Origin of the sequence: Capnocytophaga felis, assembly GCF_009684755.1 — a bacterium.
Lineage (GTDB): Bacteria > Bacteroidota > Bacteroidia > Flavobacteriales > Flavobacteriaceae > Capnocytophaga > Capnocytophaga felis.
The window spans coordinates 471337-490796 of sequence record NZ_BLBC01000005.1; the positions used below are offsets into that span (position 1 = coordinate 471337).

A 19460-nucleotide genomic window follows, 5' to 3' on the forward strand; every position below is an offset into this window, starting at 1 on the left:
GGATGTTCTAATAATTCTGATCTCATTAATATTAATATACTTATACGAGCGGAATTTTATCACAAATAATCATATAACGAAAAAATAAAAAATACAATGAAAATAGCAATCATTGGTTCCGGAAATGCAGGATGTGCACACGCATTTAAATTAAGTGAATCCGGGCATACGGTAAATTTGATAAAAACTTCAAACTCGCTACACGAAGAAAATTTTGATAAAATTGTAAAACAAGAGGGAATTTTCGGGATTGACAATACACAAGGAGGGCAAAAAACATTTCAAAGATTAAATCTTATCACTCGTGATATAGAAAAAGGACTAAAGGAAGTTGATTTGGTTTTTGTTCTAAGCCAAAGTCTATATCATCCAAAAGTAGCAAAACAGATTACACCTTTCATAGACAGAAATACTACAAAAGTTTTATTTTGTGTTCCGGGTAATTTAGGCTCACTTTTCTTTAAAAAAGAATTAGGCGAAACGAATATCATTTTTGCCGAAGGCGAATCCACTCCCTACGATGCTCGCATTATTGAACCGGGTGTTGTAAATATTTTATTCAAAAATGTACGTAATGCTGTTGCTTTTTTACCAAATTCAAAACGTACAGAAGGAATGAAATATATCTCTCAACTTGTGGATTCTTATGGTGATTTTAGAACGAACATCATAGAATCAGCCTTACATAACCCTAACTTGGTGGTTCATACCATCGGAGTCATTATGTCTGCTAACAGAATTGAGCGAATGAAAGGCGAATTTTGGATGTATAAAGAGTCTTTTACTCCTTCAATTTGGAACCTGATACATCAATTAGACAAAGAAAAAAACGATGTTATCGAAAAATTCTCAGGGAAAGCGATTTCTTATTTAGACGCTTGCAAGTATCGTAATGAAAAAGATTTAAACCAAGACTCATTAAAAGTATTTCAATCATACGCTGAAAAGGGAGGACCAAAAGGACCTGACAGCTTAGATACCCGTTATCTTCACGAAGATGTTATCGTTGGTTTGGGATTATTATCTATGTTAGGAAAAGAATGTGGCGTAAATACACCGGTAACGGATTCTTTAATTACTATAGCTTCATACTTGGTAAATAAAGATTTTCATTCTTTAAAAAGAAGTAAAAAAGATTTTGGTATTGATAATTTGAATTTTACAGAGTTCAAAAATCTTGTAAACAACTTGTAAACTATGAAACTTGCTGACCGAATCAAACAAACAGGATTGTATCATAAATTTCTCCAAACAAATTTTGCTAAAAATTTTTATCTGAAAAGGGGAGTAATTTTAGATGCTGAAAAAATAGAAAAAAGAATAAACGAGGCCCCTGCAATAATATTAAAGAATCCGCCTGCAAAAAAAATAAAAGTAGGTATCGTAAAGGACGGCGTGATAAATATTGAAGGCTATGCTCACCGCAACAGTTCGTGGATTTTTTATGAAAAATTCCTAAAAAACAATCAGATTGATTATCAGTTTTATGATATATACAGACACGACTGGCTTGAAGTAGCCTCTGAGCTTGATATCATTATGTGGCATACTTATTCTTCGCCAAGTGATATGTACATCGCCGAGTCGAAAATTTATGTGTTGGAGAAAGTATTAGGAAAAACTTGCTTCCCTTCTTTTCACGAAGTGTGGCAATACGAAGACAAAAACAGAGCCACTTATTTGTATAAGGCTTTAAATCTGCCTTTAATTCCAACCGTTATTTCAAACTCAAAAACCGATGCTTTATCATTAGCAAGAAAGCTAAGCTTTCCTATGATTTATAAAACTTATATAGGTTCTAGTTCAAGAGGAGTTGTTAAAGTGAATACATTTTCCAAAGCTAAGAGTATTATTAACAAAATTTTCTCACACAAAGGACTTGAAACCATTTATCCATATTTCAGACAAAAAGACACCATACTATTTCAGGAATTCATCCCTGATGCCGGATATGATTTACGAATAATGATGATTGGCAATAAGGCTTTTGGATACTACAGATATCCTAAAAAAAATGATTTTAAAGCCTCAGGAGCCGGAATATATGAGAAAAAAGAAATCCCGAAAGAAGCATTAAAAATTGCTCTGGATATAAAGACTAAATTAAATTCAAGATTAATGGGTGTTGACCTACTTTTCTGTAATAAAAGTAATCAATATAGAATAATTGAAACGTCTTTATTTAACCAAATTGATACACCTGAACAGCTGGTAATCAACGGAGTACCTGGATATTATGATTTGAGTACAAATGAGTTTAAATTTAAATCAGGGAAATTTTGGATACACGAACTAGTAATGGAATATGTTATCGAAGAATATTCTTATGCTTCCAAATAAGAAATCATTTTATTTTTATAACGATATACGACAACATTCACATTTAGCAGTATATACTACAAAAAGAGAAAATGGAAGACAGTCACAACATATCAAATTCTAAAATTTTTTCAAGCTTTTTATGGGTTTTGATTGAAAAATTTGGGTATAGTGGCATTAATTTATTTAGTACACTTGTTTTGGCAAGGCTCTTAACTCCATACGAGTTTGGTTTGGTAGGAGCCGTAGCCATTATCATATCCATATCCAATATGATTGTGGAATCAGGTATGGGTGCGGCATTGGTTAGTAAGAAAAATCCGAAACCTGTGGACTATAACACGGTGTTTACCTTCAATTTGTTTATGAGTATTTTACTATGCACAATAATCTTTTTCTCTGCCCCTTATATTGCTGAATATTTTGGTAGTCCGATATTGAAGAATCTTGTGAGAGTTTTATCTATCACTCTGTTTTTCAATGCTCTTACTACGATACAAAGGATAATACTGATTAAGAACTTACTTTTCAAGAAGCAGTCTTTTATATCAATCCTATCTCTTACTATATCTGTAACTTTCGCAATTTTTGCAGCCTATAATGGTTGGGGAGTATGGGCGATTGTAATCAATTTGGTTTTGTATTCAGTTTTGTTTTCCATAGCTATATTTTTCACAATAAGATATATTCCAAAATTACAATTTTCACTCACTTCCTTCAAGGAATTACTAAACTTTGGTGGTCCCATCATATTATCATCAGCTATTCAAGTGGGTTATAACGACATCGTGTCATCCATTATTGCTAAAGTTTATAATTTGCAAACAACAGGATTTTATGTTCAATCGGAGAAGTTAATAAATTTCCCGACATATATTTTTCGTTCCTTGTTTGATGTGGCAGCCTTTCCGATTCTATCGAAAACAAACAACAAGAGAGAATTTAAAAGTATCTGCTCTCGGATTAATCGGAATATCTATTTCATAGCTTTTCCACTTCTATTGGTTATCCCCTTTTATTCAAAAGAAATCATATCTATTGTTTTAGGCAGGCAATGGGTTGGTGCAAGTGATATTTTTACAATTTTGAGCATTGGTGTTGTTGCCTCATTGATAAACATTGCAATATTTAGTGTTTTGAAATCATCAGGAGAAGTTAAGGCACTGCTAAGTATTGGCACTACGAAAGCCATCATAGGTCTTTCCGTATTGGCCTGTACCATACTTTTTCCCATAGAAATATTGCTATATGGAATTATCTTTACAAATTTGATTACTTCATTTATGGCGATTTATTACGTAGATCAAACCACGCTTTATAGTGCCAAACATCAACTCAAGGACATTACTATACCATTAGTTATTGCTACTATTGCTAATATATTGGCATTCACAATAGTAAAAACATTAGGTACAAACAATGAAAAAATCAACTTATTAGTACACATCATATTAATGTTGTTCATTTTTGTAATCCAATGTTTAATATTTAACATTCAAGAGCTATGGCTTGCTGTGCAAAAAATTAAAACACTGTTAAAAAATTACCTAACACGATGAGAATCATTATATCAATCATTTGTTTAATCGCTATCGGTTGTTGCATAGGATTTAACGAAAATCAGAACTATGAACACATTACATTTCTCCCATTTTTTCTGTTGATTTTCACCATATTGGGGAAATGGGCGTTTCCAAAGATGAAAGAAAGTATCGTTTACTATGCCTTTTACTTTCAAGCTGTTATCAGGTATTGTATCATTCCGATGGGAGTATCTTTAGGTGATTCTATTGGAGTTGGGAGAAATTCTTTTAACGGAACCACAGCCATTTTCATTATGGGATTTGAGCTGTTGGCTATTTTCCTTCTGTTTATGCATCAAAATTCAAAACAACAAAATAAAAATTCTCAAAATGTAATCTTGATTTCAAAAAACTATTGGATATATCTGTTTGCTGGTGCAATGTTTTTGGTAATTGCATCATCAGGATTTCTCAATAAAGTGAATTTTCTTTGGGATTTTGCCAATTATGTTGAAAAGTACGAAGGAACGGGTGAAGAAGTAGAATTTGATAGTATTGGGGGCGTGCTTTTTGGTCCTTTTAGGATTATTTTATTATTGATTTTTGCCAGTTTCATTTTGGGCTCAAAAAAGTTAAGGCAGTTCCAAAAGCTTTTTTTGTTGGTTTTATTAATGGGAGGGATGTCCTCTTTCATTGTTGGAGCAAGCCGGTTGAGTATCCTTCTTTTTATTTTACCTTTCTACCTAACCTTAAATACAATCCTAGATAAACGCTCAAAAAAAATTGTGGGAGCAAGTTTATTGAGTTTGATGGTGCCTGTATTACTATTTGCGTCCTTGGCAAAATTTACCAGAGGCGACAATGTAGCCTCTACAGAAAGTATCCTAAACGCAAGTAGTTTGAATGCCTATTTTGCCGGACCGGGAAATATAGCCGTTGGGGTTGATACCTTTGAAAAACAAGAAAATAAAACGTACTTGCCATCACTTTTTAATGACCTCTTACAAAACATTCCTTTATTGTCAAAAATAACAGATGACACTTACAAAACAAATATGGCTTTCAATAAAGAAATTTTTGGTCATTCTTTATGGCAAACTCAAATAGTTCCTTTAAGTATTTCGGGACTATTCCATTTTAATATTTATGGAGTCGGATTCTATGCTGTTTTATGTTTATTTTTATCGCTACAACTTGAAAGAAAAGCCAAACAAGAAGAGTACCTCCCGTATAAGTATGCTTTCTACAGTTTGTCCATAACGCTTTCAATGATTTTTATGCTAAATATAGGTTCAATGATGGCTTCTATTTTCCGAACTCTTATTTTTGTATATTTGCCCTTTGCTGTAATGAGATTTTTAAACAAAATAAAATAATCCACCACGAATGAAAATAATATTCTTAGAAGTTACCCAAAATTTTGGCGGAGCACAAAAAAGCACTATTGAGTTAGCCAAGCGTCTTAAAACGTTAGGACACCAAGTTTTGATTGTCGACCTTTGGGGATGCTCTCAATCTTTCATTGATGCTCTCAATAAAGCTCATTTGCAATGGATTATATTATCTCCTAGAAAAGAGCCTTTTATCATAGCCAATAGCTCAAAAGTTAAATATATCAAAAATATTATCAACTATTTTTTTCTCCAAAAAGAATACAGAGCTCTTTTTGATAAAGTCACCAATGAATTTCAACCCAATGTGGTAGTTACACACAACACCAAAGCACTAAGCTTGGCAAACCCAAAAGCATCGTATAAAATAGATTTCTTTGCAAGAACGTGGTTTGATTTCAGAAGCATCCCCTACCTGACAAAAAAAAAATTAAAAACATACAAACCTCGATTTTTAACAGTTTCACAAGCTACACGACAAGCCATATTTACCGGTGGAATTGCGGAATTGAAGGATATAAAAGTACTGACAAGCGTTGCAGAAGACAAAGTTTTTGAATCTTACACTCCTAATTATAAAAAATTTAACGAAACAAATCCAATAAAAATTTTATTCTCAGGAGGGTTCTTAAAAACCAAAGGACAACATACTTGCATTGCTGTTGCAAAAAAACTAAAGGACAATAAAATTCCTTTCAAGATGACTCTTACGGGAATCATCTATAAAGGAGAAATATCCAAAAGATACCATCATTTCATCTCTAAATTAATATCTAAATATGAATTGGAAGAACAGGTAAAAATCGTTTTGTCTCCTCCAAACATAATGGAATATTTCAAAAATACTGACATATTGATACATCCCTCTTGGACAGAAGGACTTCCTCGTGTCGGCTTGGAGGCATTAACATTTGGAAAACCTATCATAGCGAATCCTGTAGGAGGAGTTACCGACATTGTGATACATAACTTCACCGGGTTTATCACAGATTTTAATGCCGTTGAGCAATATGTAGAATATATCACGCGTTATGTTGAAAATCCTGAACTATATAAACTACACAGTATGACAGCAAGGCAATTGATAAAACAAAACTACTTAGACGCAAATCAGTTTGAAAGCATTGAGAAAATCTATCCTTCAAATAAGTAGATTGACGGCTATAGCCTTTCATCAAAGCATCTTAATGAATAAAAATCATCGAATTACAATTATTTTTCACCATATTCTCCAAAAGAGAGATTCCTTTATATCCATAGAACAAACATATTCTCACAAGGGAAAATTGTTTTGACCATTGATGGATTTTAATTAAAAAGAAATTAAAAATTAACAACAAAGTCCTTTTTCAAACTCACCTTTGTATAAAACGTTATCAAATTTTACTGTTATGAAAATAATTTTTCTAGAAGTTTCTCAAAACTTTGGTGGGGCACAAAAAAGCACTATTGAGTTAGCAAAGCGACTCAAAGTTTTAGGACATCAGGTGTTAATTGTTGACCTTTGGGGATGCTCAAAATCCTTTATTAGTGCCGTCCGTACAGCTGAGTTAAAATTAAACATATTATCACATAGAGAAGAACCTTTTATCATAGATCACAGTTCAAAAATTAAACTTTTAAAAAATATTATTTTATATTTTTTCCTCGAACGGAAATATAAACGTATATTTGCCAAGTTGGCTGATGATTTTCTGCCCGATATTGTTGTTACTCATAACATAAAAGCATTAAGCTTATTAAATCCAAAGGCTCGTTACAAAATAGATTTTTTCGCAAGGGGTTGGTTTGATTATAGAAGCATCTCCTCATTTAGCAAAAAAAGAATAAGAAAATATAATCCCAGATTTTTGGCAGTTTCTCAAGCAACAAGGCAGGCTCTATTTAGTGGAGGAATTGCAAAGTTAGAAAATATAAAGGTTTTAACAAGTGTCATTGAAAGCAAGGTTTTTGATGCATACCAACCAAATTGCAACGGAGTTGGAACAACCAAACCTATCAACATTTTATTTTCAGGAGGCTTTTTAAATACCAAAGGACAACATTCTTGTATTGCTATTGCAAAGAAATTAAGACAAGAGAGCATTCCTTTTAAAATGACCCTTACAGGAATCATTTACAAAGGAGGAACATCTGAGGAATATTATTATCATATATTGAAGCTGATTTCTGAAAATAACTTGGAAGATTCAGTAGAGATTGCTTTAAACCCTCCTAACATAATGGATTATTTTAGGAACACTGATGTACTTATACATCCCTCTCACACAGAAGGACTTCCTCGCGTAGGACTGGAAGCTTTGGCTTTCGGAAAACCAGTAATCGCAAATCCTGTTGGAGGTATAACAGATATAGTCATCCACAATCTCACAGGATTTATCACTGACTTTAACGCAGAAGAACAGTATGTTGAATATATCAAACAATATATTGAAAACCCTGAAATTTATGCTTTACATAGCAGAGCAGCAAGGCAGTTAATAAAACAAAACTATTTAGATAATAATCAATTTGAAAATATAAAAAAAATTTATCCGATATGAGCAAAAATATTATGATAACAATAGCGATTCCTTTTTATAATGCAGAACAATTCCTGAGTGCATCTATAGAATCTGTTATTGCTCAGACGTACACTGATTGGAAATTACTTTTAGTGAATGATGGTTCCACTGACAATTCGTTGGACATAGCCAACAGGTATGCTCAAAAAGATGATAGAATAGAAGTAATCTCCGATGGAGAAAATAAAAATTTAGGATTTCGACTAAATCAAATTATAAATCTGGTTGATACCAAATATCTCGCTCGAATGGACGCAGACGATATCATACACCCCGAACGGATTGCAAAACAAATGAGAATTTTGGAAACCGACCCTTCAATTGATGTCTTAGGCACAAACGCCTACATAATTGATGAAAACGATAATGTTATTGCCTTAAGACATAAATTTAGCGACCCAAACAAACTTCGAAAAGTAAATGGCTTTATTCACGCAACTATCGTTGCCAAAACGGAGTGGTTTAAAAATAATCCTTATGATGTGCAAGCCGTAAGGATAGAAGATACGGAACTGTGGTATCGCACCTCAGGAAAATACAACTTTGTAATGCTTTGTGACCCTCTGTACTTTTATAGAGATATCGGAAATAATTATTATAAAAAGTACTTTTTAGCAAATACCTGCAAGGAATATATCCTGTCAAAATATCAGAATAACTCTTTTTGGAAACGCTTTTTTTTATCTAACATCATAAAGGGAAACATTTACAAATTGTTCAATTTACTCGGATTGGAACAAACTTTGGTAAACAGAAGAAATGAAGTCGTATATAGGGAAAAAATTCATATGAATAAATATATGAAAAACGTCTAATATTTCGAACAACTTTATTCTATTGATAACCTTACTCATTTCTGTAATTATTAAGAATTATACGATAAATCAAAATGAAGCATAAACTTTTCCGCACTTCTACGGTTCCCGTTTCATTAGACGTACTTTTGAAAGGACAATTAAGTTTTCTAAACCAACATTTCAATATTACCGCTATCTCAGGAAATGGGCGTAGTTTAGAAAATGTGCAAAATAGAGAGAAAGTAAAAGTCTACCCCATAACAATGCAACGACACATTTCCCCAATAAAAGACTTTGTTTCTCTCATAAAATTGTTTTTGTATTTCAGGAAAGAAAAACCTACAATTGTCCATTCTATTACTCCAAAAGCAGGGCTACTTACAATGTTGGCAGGAAAACTGGCTGGTGTACCCATCAGAATGCACACATTTACAGGCTTAATTTTTCCTACCAAAACAGGTCTTATGCAAAAGCTCTTAATCCAAATGGATAGAGTTTTGTGCTGGGCTGCAACCAATATATACCCTGAAGGGCAGGGAGTCAAAAATGATTTAATAAAATACAAAATTACTTCCAAACCATTAAAAGTTATCGCAAATGGAAATGTTAATGGTATTGATTTAGAATATTTCTCTTCCTCCCAAGTTTCAGAAGAACAACAAAAAGAATTAAAGCAACTATTAGGAATAAAGCCAAATGATTTTGTTTTTATATTCGTTGGGAGACTGGTTGGCGACAAAGGAGTTAACGAATTAGTTGAAGCTTTTTCTTCTCTAAACATTGACAATGTAAAACTTTTGTTAGTTGGTCCTATGGAGAAAGAGTTAGACCCTCTAAAAGAAAAAACTTTACACGAAATCGAAAAAAATCATTCTATCATATCAGTTGGTTACCAAAAAGATGTTCGTCCTTATTTTGCGATTTCAGATTGTTTGGCTTTCCCAAGTTATCGGGAAGGCTTTCCCAACGTAGTAATGCAAGCAGGAGCGATGGGATTACCGAGTATTGTAACAAATATTAACGGGTGTAATGAAATTATCATCGAAGGAGAAAACGGAACAATCATTCCGGCAAAAAATGTGGAAGAATTAAAAAAGCAAATGGAATCTCTATCCACCGACAAAGTACGTTACAACAAATTAAAGGAGAATAGCAAAAAAATGATTGCCAATCGCTACGAACAATCAGTGGTTTGGGAAGCTCTTTTGGAAGAGTACAAAAAATTAACAGCTCTTCATAACACGGAATAAACTTTGATTACTATTTACTCACATATTCACACTTATGAAACTATCTATTATCATTCCTGTATATAATACTGAAAAATATCTTGAAGATTGTGTATCAAGCCTTTTTGACCAACATATCCCTCAAGGTGATTTTGAGATTATTCTTATTAATGATGGCTCAACAGACGGCAGCTTACAAATTTGCAATCAATTATCTGAAAAACACGAAAACATCTGTGTCATAGACCAAGAAAACAAAGGACAAAGTGTTGCTCGGAATGTGGGATTAAAACAAGCAAAGGGCAAGTATATTTACTTCATCGACTCTGATGATTATTTGAATTCAGGATATTTAGGAGATTTTTTAAAAATCATAGATGATAATAATTTAGATTTTTTAGGATTTCAATTATACCACACATCTGAAAGATACACTCCCTATATCAAAACAGAAGTACTGAAAATTGAGGTTGAGGGTGATGGTATGAATATCATCGACAATCACAATTATTATAACGGGTCTTGTTGGTTCATTTTTGAAAAAGCTATCGCTGAAAATCTCTCTTTTGAAGAAGGACGAGTGTGTGAAGATGTCATATTTACAACAGAATTACTATTAAAAGTAAAGAAAGGAAGAGTTTATAAAAATCGTATTTATGGGTATTTCACAAACAATGATTCAACAATTAAAACCAAGAATCCTGAACGTTTAAGAAAGATAAACAACGATATGTTTTATACCTCTGAACGACTCGGTGAAATTATATGTAAAGCTAACTTTGAAAAAAATCCAAAAGCCTTTTCGCGTTTGAAAGCTCGGCAAGAATCATACGTTTACTTTGCTATCGTTCGATTTATCAGAAGTAAAAGAAAATACTCTGAATTAGCTACTATTTTACTTAACTTAGAAAAGGGCAGATTTCCGGCATATCCCATTCATAATTTCAAAGGATATAACAAAAGAGATAAATTATTGATAAAATGTTTCAATAATAGATTACTTTTGCAAACCATTATTAACATTAATCACATTTTAGGACTTATTAAATAAAAAAATTTCAACTACTACTTTTACATTCACAATGAACAATATTCTTATTACCTCTGCCGGACAACGAGTTTCTTTAGTGAAAGCTTTCCAAAAAGAGATAAAAAAACTAAATCCGAAAAACAAAGTATATACGGTTGATTTGAATCCCGTATTGGCTCCCGCGTGTATTGTCTCCGATGGATACAAACAAGTTGAAAAAGTTACTGACAGCCAATACATTGATAATTTGCTAAAAATCTGCTTGGAATGGAATATCAAAATAATTATCCCCACCATTGATACGGAACTTTATATCTTGTCAAAAAACAAGGAATTATTTATAAATCACAGAATTACACCCGTAATTTCATCATTAGATTTCATAAAAAAATGCAGGGACAAACGCGAAATCAATCAATTTTTTATCAATAACAGAATTAATATTCCAAAAATTATTGACAAAAATAATCCACAATTTCCTCTATTTGTAAAACCTTATGATGGCTCAGCCAGTAAAGGCTCATTTCTAATCAACAATGCTTCGGAACTTACAGAACATTACTTGAATGACCCGAAATTAATATTTATGGAGTACATCGACCGAACATTGTATGAAGAATTCACCATTGATGCTTATTATGACAAACACAATACATTAAAGTGCTTAGTTCCTCGTAAAAGAATTTTTGTTCGTGCGGGAGAAATCAGCAAAGGCGTTACCCGAAAAAATGAACTCATCAATTTCATTAAAGACAGATTAGGCAAAATTGACGGAGCCGTTGGTTGCCTTACAATGCAATTCTTTTTCAATCCTGAAACCAAACACGTTATTGGCATCGAAATTAACCCACGATTTGGAGGCGGTTATCCCCTAAGCTATTTGGCGGGTGCTAATTTCCCTAAGTTCATTATTGACGAATACATTTTAAACAAAGAAGTCCAACCTTTTGATAATTGGGAAGATAATTTATTAATGCTTCGTTATGATAATGAAGTTTTAGTACGCAATTATGAGGAATAAATATGTCATTTTTGATTTAGACGATACGCTGATTTATGAAATAGACTTCTTAAAATCAGCATATAAAGAGATTGCTCAGTTTGTATCCAATTCCGAAAATTACAAGCCTCTTCACAACAAAATGCTTGAAATTTATCATCAAGGAGAGGATACATTTTCTTTTTTAACGAACAAATTTCCACATCTTACCAAGGAAAAGTTGTTGGAAATATACAGAAATCATTTTCCTAATCTGAAATTAAGTGAAGACGTCAAATCTATTTTAAATTTCTGCAAATCAAAAAATTACAAATTAGGATTGATTACCGACGGACGTTCAGTAACTCAAAGGAACAAGCTCAAAGCCTTGGACATTGAAAATATTTTTGACAAAATTATTATTTCAGAAGAATTTGGCTCTACCAAACCAAACCGGAGAAATTTCACAACCTTTCAAGAAGAAGACATTGATAAATATTTCTATATTGCGGACAATCCCAAAAAGGATTTTATAATTCCTAATAAGTTGAATTGGACATCCGTATGTCTACTTGATAGAGGCTGGAATATCCACCCTCAAAATTTCAATCTCGAAGAGGATTTCCTTCCAAAGTATAGGATTGAAAACCTAACAAATCTAATCGACATAATAATGTGAAAAATATCATAAAATTGATTTTCACGCTAACCTGTATTAAATAATTTTCTACCTTTGCAGGAAATTTGATTTAGCTCAAATTACTACAAAAACTAACTGAAAGAAAAGCAAATATACTTTCTACCAACCATATGAAAAACGTTCGATATTACCTCTATTGGGGGATAGATTATCTAACAGGAGGAAGCAAGAGAAAACACTATAATGAGATTGCAAAAATTTATAATCAAAAAGGAGATTATGAAGCAATCAAAGCTAAAAGGCTAAGTGAAATTTTGACTTATGCTTGTAAAAAAACATCTTTTTATAAGAGTTTTAATCCTAATAACCTAAAAAGTTTCCCTATAATAAGCAAAAAGGACGTTAACGAAAATTATGATAGTTTTTTCTCTGAAGATTATGCCGATAAAAAAGATTCTCTTCGAGTAATGACAACGAGTGGTTCTACAGGAATCACTTTCAGAATATATCAAAATCCCGAAAAGGTTTTGAGAAACAAAATGGACATATTGTTTTTCTACCATATTGCTAATTATGATATCGGGGACAGAATGTATTCCCTACGAATATGGACGAATATCAATCGTAAAAATTGGTTTTCGTTATTTAAGGAAAATTTCAGAATGTATGATACTTCTAATTTAAGTAAAGAAGGCATTCTTTCTCTTGAAAAAATAATGAAACAAGACAAAGGTGTTAAAGTGTTATCAGGCTATGCTTCTTCTTTTGCGGAATTAGTAAATAATATGGATAAAAAAAGCCGTTCAGGAGCAAAAAAATGGAAAATAAAATCCATAATATCAATGGCTGAAGAATTGCTTTTACACACTAAAAAGGAATTAATTGACATATTCAAATGCCCTGTCGTTTCCCGTTACTCTAATCAAGAAATGGGAATGTTTGCTCAACAACCTGCCTCCGGAGAGGATTATTTCTTAACCAATGAAGCGAGTTATCATTTTGAATTTCTAAAATTAGACAGCGATGAGGAGGCACAAGAAGATGAACTTGCACGCATTGTAATCACGGATTTATTCAACAAAGCTGTGCCTTTGATTCGTTATGAAACTGGAGATTTGTGTACATTTGGAATAAAAAACAACAGAAAATACATCAAAACAATACAAGGAAGAGCCAATGACCTCTTAAAAAATAATAATGGAGAATTATTACCTCCTTATCTTATAATATATGTCCTATGGCACTTTAAGAGCATCGTTCAATTTCAATTGATACAAGAAAATTTACATCTGGTACATCTGAAATTAGTACATAAGTTTGAAAATAAAAATGAAATCTTCAAACAAATTGAAAACAGGTTACTTGATGTTTTTGGAAATCAAACAACTATAAAAATAGAAGAAGTTTCTGAAATTCCTGTGGAAAAAACCGGAAAAAGAAAGTTCATAATTTCAAAAGTTTGACAAAATAAAATTACAATATGTATAAAAATTATATAAAACGTTTAATTGATTTCTTTGCAGCATTATTCGGACTGATTCTTCTATCTCCAATATTCATCATAGTAATGATTGGATTGTTCTTTGCCAATCAAGGTAAGCCTTTTTTCTTTCAAAAAAGACCGGGTTTAAACAATCGAATATTTGAGATTATCAAATTCAAAACAATGAATGACAAAAAAGACCAAAACGGAAAGTTACTTCCTGATGTTGAAAGACTTACCACAATAGGTTCTTTTGTAAGAAAAACATCTTTAGATGAAATACCTCAATTGATTAACGTTTTAAAAGGAGATATGTCGCTAATAGGTCCTAGACCCCTTTTGGTGAAATATTTACCCTATTATACTGAAAGAGAAAAACTAAGACACACTGTAAGACCTGGCATTACGGGACTTGCACAAGTGAACGGGAGAAACAATGTTAGCTGGGATGACAAGTTGGAAATGGATGTAAAATATGTTGAAGAAATTTCTTTCGTCAATGACTTGAAAATACTACTAAAAACAATACAAAATGTTGTTTCTCAAAAAGATATAATCGTAGCTAGTTGTGAAAGTAATGATTTAGATATTTTGAGAAGCAGTCAAAATAATAATACTTAAAACACAATGATATGAATATTCTTTTCACTTGTGCAGGACGAAGAAACTACCTCATTAACTACTTTAAAGAGGCTTTACAGGGTATGGGAAAAGTCTTTGCTACTGATAAGCAACCAAACGCTCCCGCATTGGTTGATGCTGATGTAGCGATTCAGGTTCCGAACATATATGACAAAAATTACATCCCAACAATAATTGATATCGTAAAAAAACACAGCATTAAAGCCATTATTTCTTTGAATGACTTGGAATTACCTATACTTTCCGCAAAAAAGGACAAGATAGAAAAATATGGCACAAAGGTAATTGTTTCCAATGAGAATGTTATCGACATTTCATTTGACAAATGGGAAACTGTAAAATTCTTAAATAAAATCGGGCTAAAATCTCCAAAAACTTTTATATCACTGGTCGAAGTTAAAAAAGCTATTCAAGAGGGAAAATTAAATTTTCCTTTAGTGTTAAAACCCAGATGGGGCAGTGCTTCTGTAGGTATTGATTTTATAGAATCTGTTGAAGAATTAGATTTAGCTTATCGGTTGCAAATGATTCGTTTGAAAAGAAGTATTCTTGCGGAAATAATCAGTGAAAAATGTCTTAGCAGTGCCATTATCATTCAAGAAAAAGTATCAGGAACAGAATATGGAATGGACGTTTTGAATGATTTTGACGGAAACTATGTGGATACGTTTGTTCGTGAGAAATTATCTATGAGAGCTGGCGAAACAGATAAAGCCATTTCTGTAATAGATGAAAAATTTAATCGTATTGGGAAAATCATAGGAGAAAATCTCAAGCACATAGGGAATTTAGATTGTGATGTTTTTGAAAGCAATGGAGAGTTATATGTTTTGGAATTGAACCCACGTTTCGGGGGAGGTTATCCTTTCTCACACGAAGCAGGGATTAATACAGCTGCAATTTATATCGAATGGCTAAAAGGAAAGAATGACATTTCGCAATTTTGCAATTATAAAGAAGGTGTAATGTTTTCTAAATGTGATAGATTATTGAACATAAACCCAAAGCACAAAATCCCATAGACATATAATCGGCTTTCAAAAAACAAGCCTTTTAAGAATTAAATTATAAAAAAACTAAAAGAGAGATGATTTTATATGGAGCAAGTGGGCACGCAAAGGTGATTATTGACATTCTACTCAAAAACGGTGTAGAAGTGAATAGAATACTTGACGATAGTCCCAAAAATATTGAAATTTTCAACATTCCTGTCGAAAAAGCTTTCCTTTCAAAAGAAGACAGTAGTGAGAAAATGATAATTTCAATAGGAAGTAACGAAATTAGAAAAAGCATATCAGAAAAATATACTTTTGATTACCAAACAGCTATCCACCCTACGGCTGTTATTTCTGATTTCTCAAAAATCGGAGAAGGAACAGTTGTAATGGCGAATGCAGTAATCAATTCAAGCTCTGAAATAGGCAAACATTGTATTATCAACACGAGTGCTGTGGTGGAACACGAGTGTAAAATATCAGATTTTGTACACATCTCTCCAAATGCTTCATTAGCAGGAAATGTTGAAGTGGGAGAAGGAACACACATAGGTATTGGAGCTTGTGTAATTCAGGGAGTAAAAATAGGAAAATGGGCTATTGTAGGAGCAGGTGCTGTAATAATTAGAGATGTCCCTGATTTTACAACGGTCGTAGGAAATCCAGGAAGAATAATAAAAATAAAAGAATAAAAATGAATTCAAAAGTATGGTTATCATCCCCTCATATGGGAGGAGGTGAACTTAAGTATATCCACGAAGCATTTGATCAAAATTGGGTTGCTCCACTTGGTCCTAACGTAAATGGATTTGAAGAGGATTTAGAAAAATATTTGGGGCAGAATGTGAAAGTAGCTGCACTGTCTGCCGGAACTGCGGCTTTGCATTTGGCTTTGGTCGCTCTTGACATAAAATCAGGAGACGAGGTTATCTGTCAGAGTTTTACTTTTTCAGCCTCAGCGAATCCTATTGTTTATCAAGGAGCTACACCTATTTTTGTTGACAGTGAACCACAAACTTGGAACATCTGTCCACAAGCGTTGGAAGATGCAATAAAAGCTCGTATAGCAAAAGGGAAAAAACCAAAAGCCATCATTGTTGTGCATCTTTACGGAATGCCGGCAAAAATGGACGAAATACTTCAAATAGCAAACCGATATGAAATCCCTGTAGTTGAGGATGCTGCAGAGGCTTTAGGAAGTACTTTTAAGGGACAAAAATGTGGTACTTTTGGCGAAATGTCAGTACTTAGCTTTAATGGTAATAAAATCATAACTACCTCAGGAGGAGGGGCTTTAGTTTGTAAAAAAGCTGAACAAAAGGAAAAAGTTGTGTTTCTTTCAACTCAAGCGAGAGACAACGCACCTCATTACCAACACTCTCACATTGGATACAATTACCGAATGAGCAACATAACAGCTGGAATTGGTCGTGGACAAATGGAAGTACTTGATGAAAGAATCGCTCAAAGACGCCAAAACCACTTTTTCTATCAAGAATTATTCAAAAATTTTGATGGAATAACTCTGTTTACGGAACCGAATTCTGACTTCTTCTCAAATCATTGGCTTTCTGCAATCACAATTGACAGCCAAAAAACAGGATTTGACAGAGAAGACTTGCGATTGAAATTCCTTGAGGATAATATTGAAACTCGTCCGCTTTGGAAACCGATGCATCTGCAACCTGTATTTGCTAACGCTCCTTACTACGGAGGAAATGTTTCTGAAACTCTGTTTGATAAAGGACTTTGTCTTCCTTCCGGTTCTAATATGACTAGTGAAGATAGAGAACGAATCGTGAAAATTTTTTCTAAATAATTTACAAAAATATAAATATTACTATCTAACTTAATTGTCGAACTTTCGCACAAGTATTCCTTGTGGAGTAAAATAATGATTGATAATGAATAAAAGAACATACAATGAGCGTAATACCATTGACCTCTCAACTCTAAGATACCTACCCAGATGGATTGTTCTGATTATTGACATTTGCCTATCTATTTTTTCTCTGTTCATTTCCTTTTATCTTTTAAATGGACTGGAGGTAAAAGATAATGACAATCTACTTCTTTACCAGAAGTACCTGTTAATCATTGGAGTAAATATCATTTTTATGTTGGTGTTTCGTACCTATTCCGGTATTATTCGCCACTCTACATTTACTGATTTGATTAAAATCCTATTAGCTAACATCTGCACGGTATTTATACTTTGGCTCTTTAACATAGCTAATATTATTGCTGTGGGAGACAAGCTGTTACTGAACATTCCTTTAATACTTTATTTTGCTATTTCATTCGTGTTGATGTCTTTCTTCCGATTGTTCGTTAAAGAAATTTTTGAGCAATTGAAAGAATTCCGAAGAAGTGCATTGAAAAAACGTATTCTTATCTTGGGAATTGATGAGGAATCCATATCAATGGCAAAAGCGATTATGGGCAACCCGAAACTACCTTATGATGTGGCCGGTTTCTTGACTCAAAGAACTGACTCCAACCACGCTGTACTTTTAGGCAAAACCATCTACAGTAAAGATAAACTTATGAAATATCGTAAGGAATATCTGAACATACACGGGGTGCTTATCAATAAAAATAATTTTTCCAAAGAAGAATTAAACCAATGGGTAAACTTCTTCTTGGAGAGAGGATTGATGATTCTTAAAACTCCATCATTGCAAAAGCTGCGTCCTGATGAAAATATCAAAATTCACCAAGTACAAATTGAGGACTTACTCAACAGAAAGCCTATTGTAATCCAAAACGATGAGGTTAAAAAACGTCACTTCCAGAAAAATGTATTGGTTACAGGAGGTGCCGGTTCCATCGGAAGTGAAATTGTTCGTCAAGTAGCTTCATTCAATCCATCGTTAATCGTGGTTTTAGACCAAGCCGAAACACCATTATACGATATTGAGCTTGAAATGAGAGAAAAGTTCCCCAATACTAATTTTAAATTTGTTTTGGCGGATATTTCCAACAAAGAGCGAATAGAGAGTGTATTTATGGAATATAACTTTTCTATGGTTTACCACGCTGCTGCCTACAAGCACGTGCCTTTGATAGAAGAAAACCCACACGAAGCTATTTTGGTAAACATCCAAGGAAGTAAGAACTTAGCATTACTATCAAGCAAGTATAAAATAAACCGATTTGTGATGGTTTCCACAGACAAGGCGGTAAACCCAACTAACGTTATGGGAGCTTCCAAAAGGGCTGCAGAGCTTTTCGTACAAGCACTTCAGAATGAAGAAGGTAACACAACCAAATTCATCACAACGCGTTTCGGAAACGTGTTAGGTTCTAACGGTTCTGTAATTCCTCATTTTAGAAAACAGATAGAAAAAGGCGGTCCTGTTACCATTACACACCCCGATATTGTTCGCTACTTTATGACTATTCCTGAAGCTTGCGAACTGGTTCTTCAAGCAGGAACTATGGGTAAAGGAGGAGAAATCTTCGTATTTGATATGGGAGAACCTGTTAAAATCTTGAACTTGGCTACCCGAATGATTAAACTATCTGGATACGAGCCAAATGTAGATATAAAAATTGTTTACACAGGTTTAAGACCGGGTGAGAAACTTTATGAAGAACTTTTAAGTGATGATACGAGAACGCTTCCTACTCACCACGAAAAGATAATGGTTTCCAAAGACCCAACAATGCCTTTTAATGAAATTGATGCCTTATCGGATAAAATCAGTGCGGCTGCTAAGTTAGGCGATAAGATTGAAGTAGTTCGTATCTTGAAAGAAATTGTTAAGGAATTTAAGAGTAATAATTCAATTTTCGAGATTTTAGACCGAAACAACGAGCAAAGCAAAAAAATTTCATAAATATAAAACAAAAAAACGTTGCGAAC

17 protein-coding genes are annotated in these 19460 nt (G+C 33.1%); all 17 read left to right on the top strand.

Annotated features, from left to right (window positions below; genetic code table 11):
• The first annotated feature begins 96 nt into the window (after positions 1 to 96).
• The 17 genes from GN105_RS03365 to GN105_RS03445 all read left to right on the top strand — a co-directional run bounded on the left by GN105_RS03365 (position 97) and on the right by GN105_RS03445 (position 19434).
• Positions 97 to 1194 carry an NAD/NADP octopine/nopaline dehydrogenase family protein gene (locus tag GN105_RS03365; protein WP_155284020.1) on the top strand — a complete coding sequence of 366 codons (1098 nt, stop codon included), beginning with the start codon at positions 97 to 99 and terminating at the stop codon, positions 1192 to 1194.
• A gap of 3 nt (positions 1195 to 1197) precedes the next feature.
• Positions 1198 to 2340, top strand: a complete 1143-nt coding sequence (locus tag GN105_RS03370; RefSeq protein WP_155284021.1) for an ATP-grasp domain-containing protein — start codon at positions 1198 to 1200, stop codon at positions 2338 to 2340.
• Between the two features lie 71 nt (positions 2341 to 2411).
• Entirely contained in the window at positions 2412 to 3878 is a 1467-nt protein-coding gene (locus GN105_RS03375) for a lipopolysaccharide biosynthesis protein (protein WP_155284022.1), read from the top strand.
• A complete protein-coding gene (locus GN105_RS03380) occupies positions 3875 to 5218 on the top strand; it encodes a hypothetical protein (RefSeq protein WP_155284023.1) in 1344 nt (447 codons plus the stop codon). Before GN105_RS03375 ends, GN105_RS03380 begins: the two co-directional genes overlap by 4 nt.
• Before the next feature lie 10 nt (positions 5219 to 5228).
• Entirely contained in the window at positions 5229 to 6386 is a 1158-nt protein-coding gene (locus tag GN105_RS03385) for a glycosyltransferase family 4 protein (protein ID WP_155284024.1), read from the top strand.
• 238 nt (positions 6387 to 6624) lie between these two features.
• Positions 6625 to 7776, top strand: a complete 1152-nt coding sequence (locus tag GN105_RS03390) for a glycosyltransferase family 4 protein (RefSeq protein WP_155284025.1) — start codon at positions 6625 to 6627, stop codon at positions 7774 to 7776.
• The gene (locus GN105_RS03395) at positions 7773 to 8612 is read left to right on the top strand and encodes a glycosyltransferase family 2 protein (RefSeq protein ID WP_227977326.1); all 840 of its coding nucleotides are present in this window, start codon (positions 7773 to 7775) and stop codon (positions 8610 to 8612) included. The genes GN105_RS03390 and GN105_RS03395 overlap by 4 nt, the downstream gene beginning before the upstream one ends.
• A gap of 74 nt (positions 8613 to 8686) precedes the next feature.
• Complete coding sequence (locus tag GN105_RS03400; RefSeq protein WP_155284026.1) at positions 8687 to 9844, top strand: glycosyltransferase family 4 protein; 1158 nt, start codon at positions 8687 to 8689, stop codon at positions 9842 to 9844.
• Between the two features lie 34 nt (positions 9845 to 9878).
• Entirely contained in the window at positions 9879 to 10874 is a 996-nt protein-coding gene (locus GN105_RS03405) for a glycosyltransferase family 2 protein (RefSeq protein WP_155284027.1), read from the top strand.
• A 31-nt stretch (positions 10875 to 10905) separates the two neighbouring features.
• Positions 10906 to 11874, top strand: a complete 969-nt coding sequence (locus tag GN105_RS03410; RefSeq protein WP_155284028.1) for an ATP-grasp domain-containing protein — start codon at positions 10906 to 10908, stop codon at positions 11872 to 11874.
• On the top strand, positions 11864 to 12511 hold the full coding sequence (locus GN105_RS03415) for an HAD family hydrolase (RefSeq protein ID WP_155284029.1): 648 nt from the start codon (positions 11864 to 11866) through the stop codon (positions 12509 to 12511). Before GN105_RS03410 ends, GN105_RS03415 begins: the two co-directional genes overlap by 11 nt.
• Before the next feature lie 131 nt (positions 12512 to 12642).
• Complete coding sequence (locus GN105_RS03420; RefSeq protein ID WP_155284030.1) at positions 12643 to 13935, top strand: phenylacetate--CoA ligase family protein; 1293 nt, start codon at positions 12643 to 12645, stop codon at positions 13933 to 13935.
• A 17-nt stretch (positions 13936 to 13952) separates the two neighbouring features.
• The gene (locus tag GN105_RS03425; RefSeq protein WP_155284031.1) at positions 13953 to 14576 is read left to right on the top strand and encodes a sugar transferase; all 624 of its coding nucleotides are present in this window, start codon (positions 13953 to 13955) and stop codon (positions 14574 to 14576) included.
• An 11-nt stretch (positions 14577 to 14587) separates the two neighbouring features.
• Positions 14588 to 15619: an ATP-grasp domain-containing protein gene (locus GN105_RS03430; protein ID WP_155284032.1), complete on the top strand. Its 1032-nt coding sequence runs from the start codon at positions 14588 to 14590 to the stop codon at positions 15617 to 15619.
• Between the two features lie 65 nt (positions 15620 to 15684).
• A complete protein-coding gene (locus GN105_RS03435; protein WP_155284033.1) occupies positions 15685 to 16284 on the top strand; it encodes an acetyltransferase in 600 nt (199 codons plus the stop codon).
• Between the two features lie 2 nt (positions 16285 to 16286).
• Positions 16287 to 17411, top strand: a complete 1125-nt coding sequence (locus tag GN105_RS03440; protein ID WP_155284034.1) for a DegT/DnrJ/EryC1/StrS family aminotransferase — start codon at positions 16287 to 16289, stop codon at positions 17409 to 17411.
• Between the two features lie 85 nt (positions 17412 to 17496).
• Positions 17497 to 19434 carry a nucleoside-diphosphate sugar epimerase/dehydratase gene (locus tag GN105_RS03445; protein WP_155284035.1) on the top strand — a complete coding sequence of 646 codons (1938 nt, stop codon included), beginning with the start codon at positions 17497 to 17499 and terminating at the stop codon, positions 19432 to 19434.
• Positions 19435 to 19460: the final 26 nt, after the last annotated feature.

Bases quoted from the DNA above. Each gene is read 5' to 3' on its own strand.
- GN105_RS03380 (WP_155284023.1), top strand. From the start codon at position 3,875: ATGAGAATCATTATATCAATCATTTGTTTAATCGCTATCGGTTGTTGC.
- GN105_RS03440 (WP_155284034.1), top strand. From the start codon at position 16,287: ATGAATTCAAAAGTATGGTTATCATCCCCTCATATGGGAGGAGGTGAA.
- GN105_RS03400 (WP_155284026.1), top strand. From the start codon at position 8,687: ATGAAGCATAAACTTTTCCGCACTTCTACGGTTCCCGTTTCATTAGAC.
- GN105_RS03365 (WP_155284020.1), top strand. From the start codon at position 97: ATGAAAATAGCAATCATTGGTTCCGGAAATGCAGGATGTGCACACGCA.
- GN105_RS03430 (WP_155284032.1), top strand. From the start codon at position 14,588: ATGAATATTCTTTTCACTTGTGCAGGACGAAGAAACTACCTCATTAAC.
- GN105_RS03435 (WP_155284033.1), top strand. From the start codon at position 15,685: ATGATTTTATATGGAGCAAGTGGGCACGCAAAGGTGATTATTGACATT.
- GN105_RS03405 (WP_155284027.1), top strand. From the start codon at position 9,879: ATGAAACTATCTATTATCATTCCTGTATATAATACTGAAAAATATCTT.
- GN105_RS03390 (WP_155284025.1), top strand. From the start codon at position 6,625: ATGAAAATAATTTTTCTAGAAGTTTCTCAAAACTTTGGTGGGGCACAA.
- GN105_RS03370 (WP_155284021.1), top strand. From the start codon at position 1,198: ATGAAACTTGCTGACCGAATCAAACAAACAGGATTGTATCATAAATTT.
- GN105_RS03415 (WP_155284029.1), top strand. From the start codon at position 11,864: ATGAGGAATAAATATGTCATTTTTGATTTAGACGATACGCTGATTTAT.
- GN105_RS03425 (WP_155284031.1), top strand. From the start codon at position 13,953: ATGTATAAAAATTATATAAAACGTTTAATTGATTTCTTTGCAGCATTA.
- GN105_RS03375 (WP_155284022.1), top strand. From the start codon at position 2,412: ATGGAAGACAGTCACAACATATCAAATTCTAAAATTTTTTCAAGCTTT.
- GN105_RS03385 (WP_155284024.1), top strand. From the start codon at position 5,229: ATGAAAATAATATTCTTAGAAGTTACCCAAAATTTTGGCGGAGCACAA.
- GN105_RS03445 (WP_155284035.1), top strand. From the start codon at position 17,497: ATGAATAAAAGAACATACAATGAGCGTAATACCATTGACCTCTCAACT.
- GN105_RS03420 (WP_155284030.1), top strand. From the start codon at position 12,643: ATGAAAAACGTTCGATATTACCTCTATTGGGGGATAGATTATCTAACA.
- GN105_RS03395 (WP_227977326.1), top strand. From the start codon at position 7,773: ATGAGCAAAAATATTATGATAACAATAGCGATTCCTTTTTATAATGCA.
- GN105_RS03410 (WP_155284028.1), top strand. From the start codon at position 10,906: ATGAACAATATTCTTATTACCTCTGCCGGACAACGAGTTTCTTTAGTG.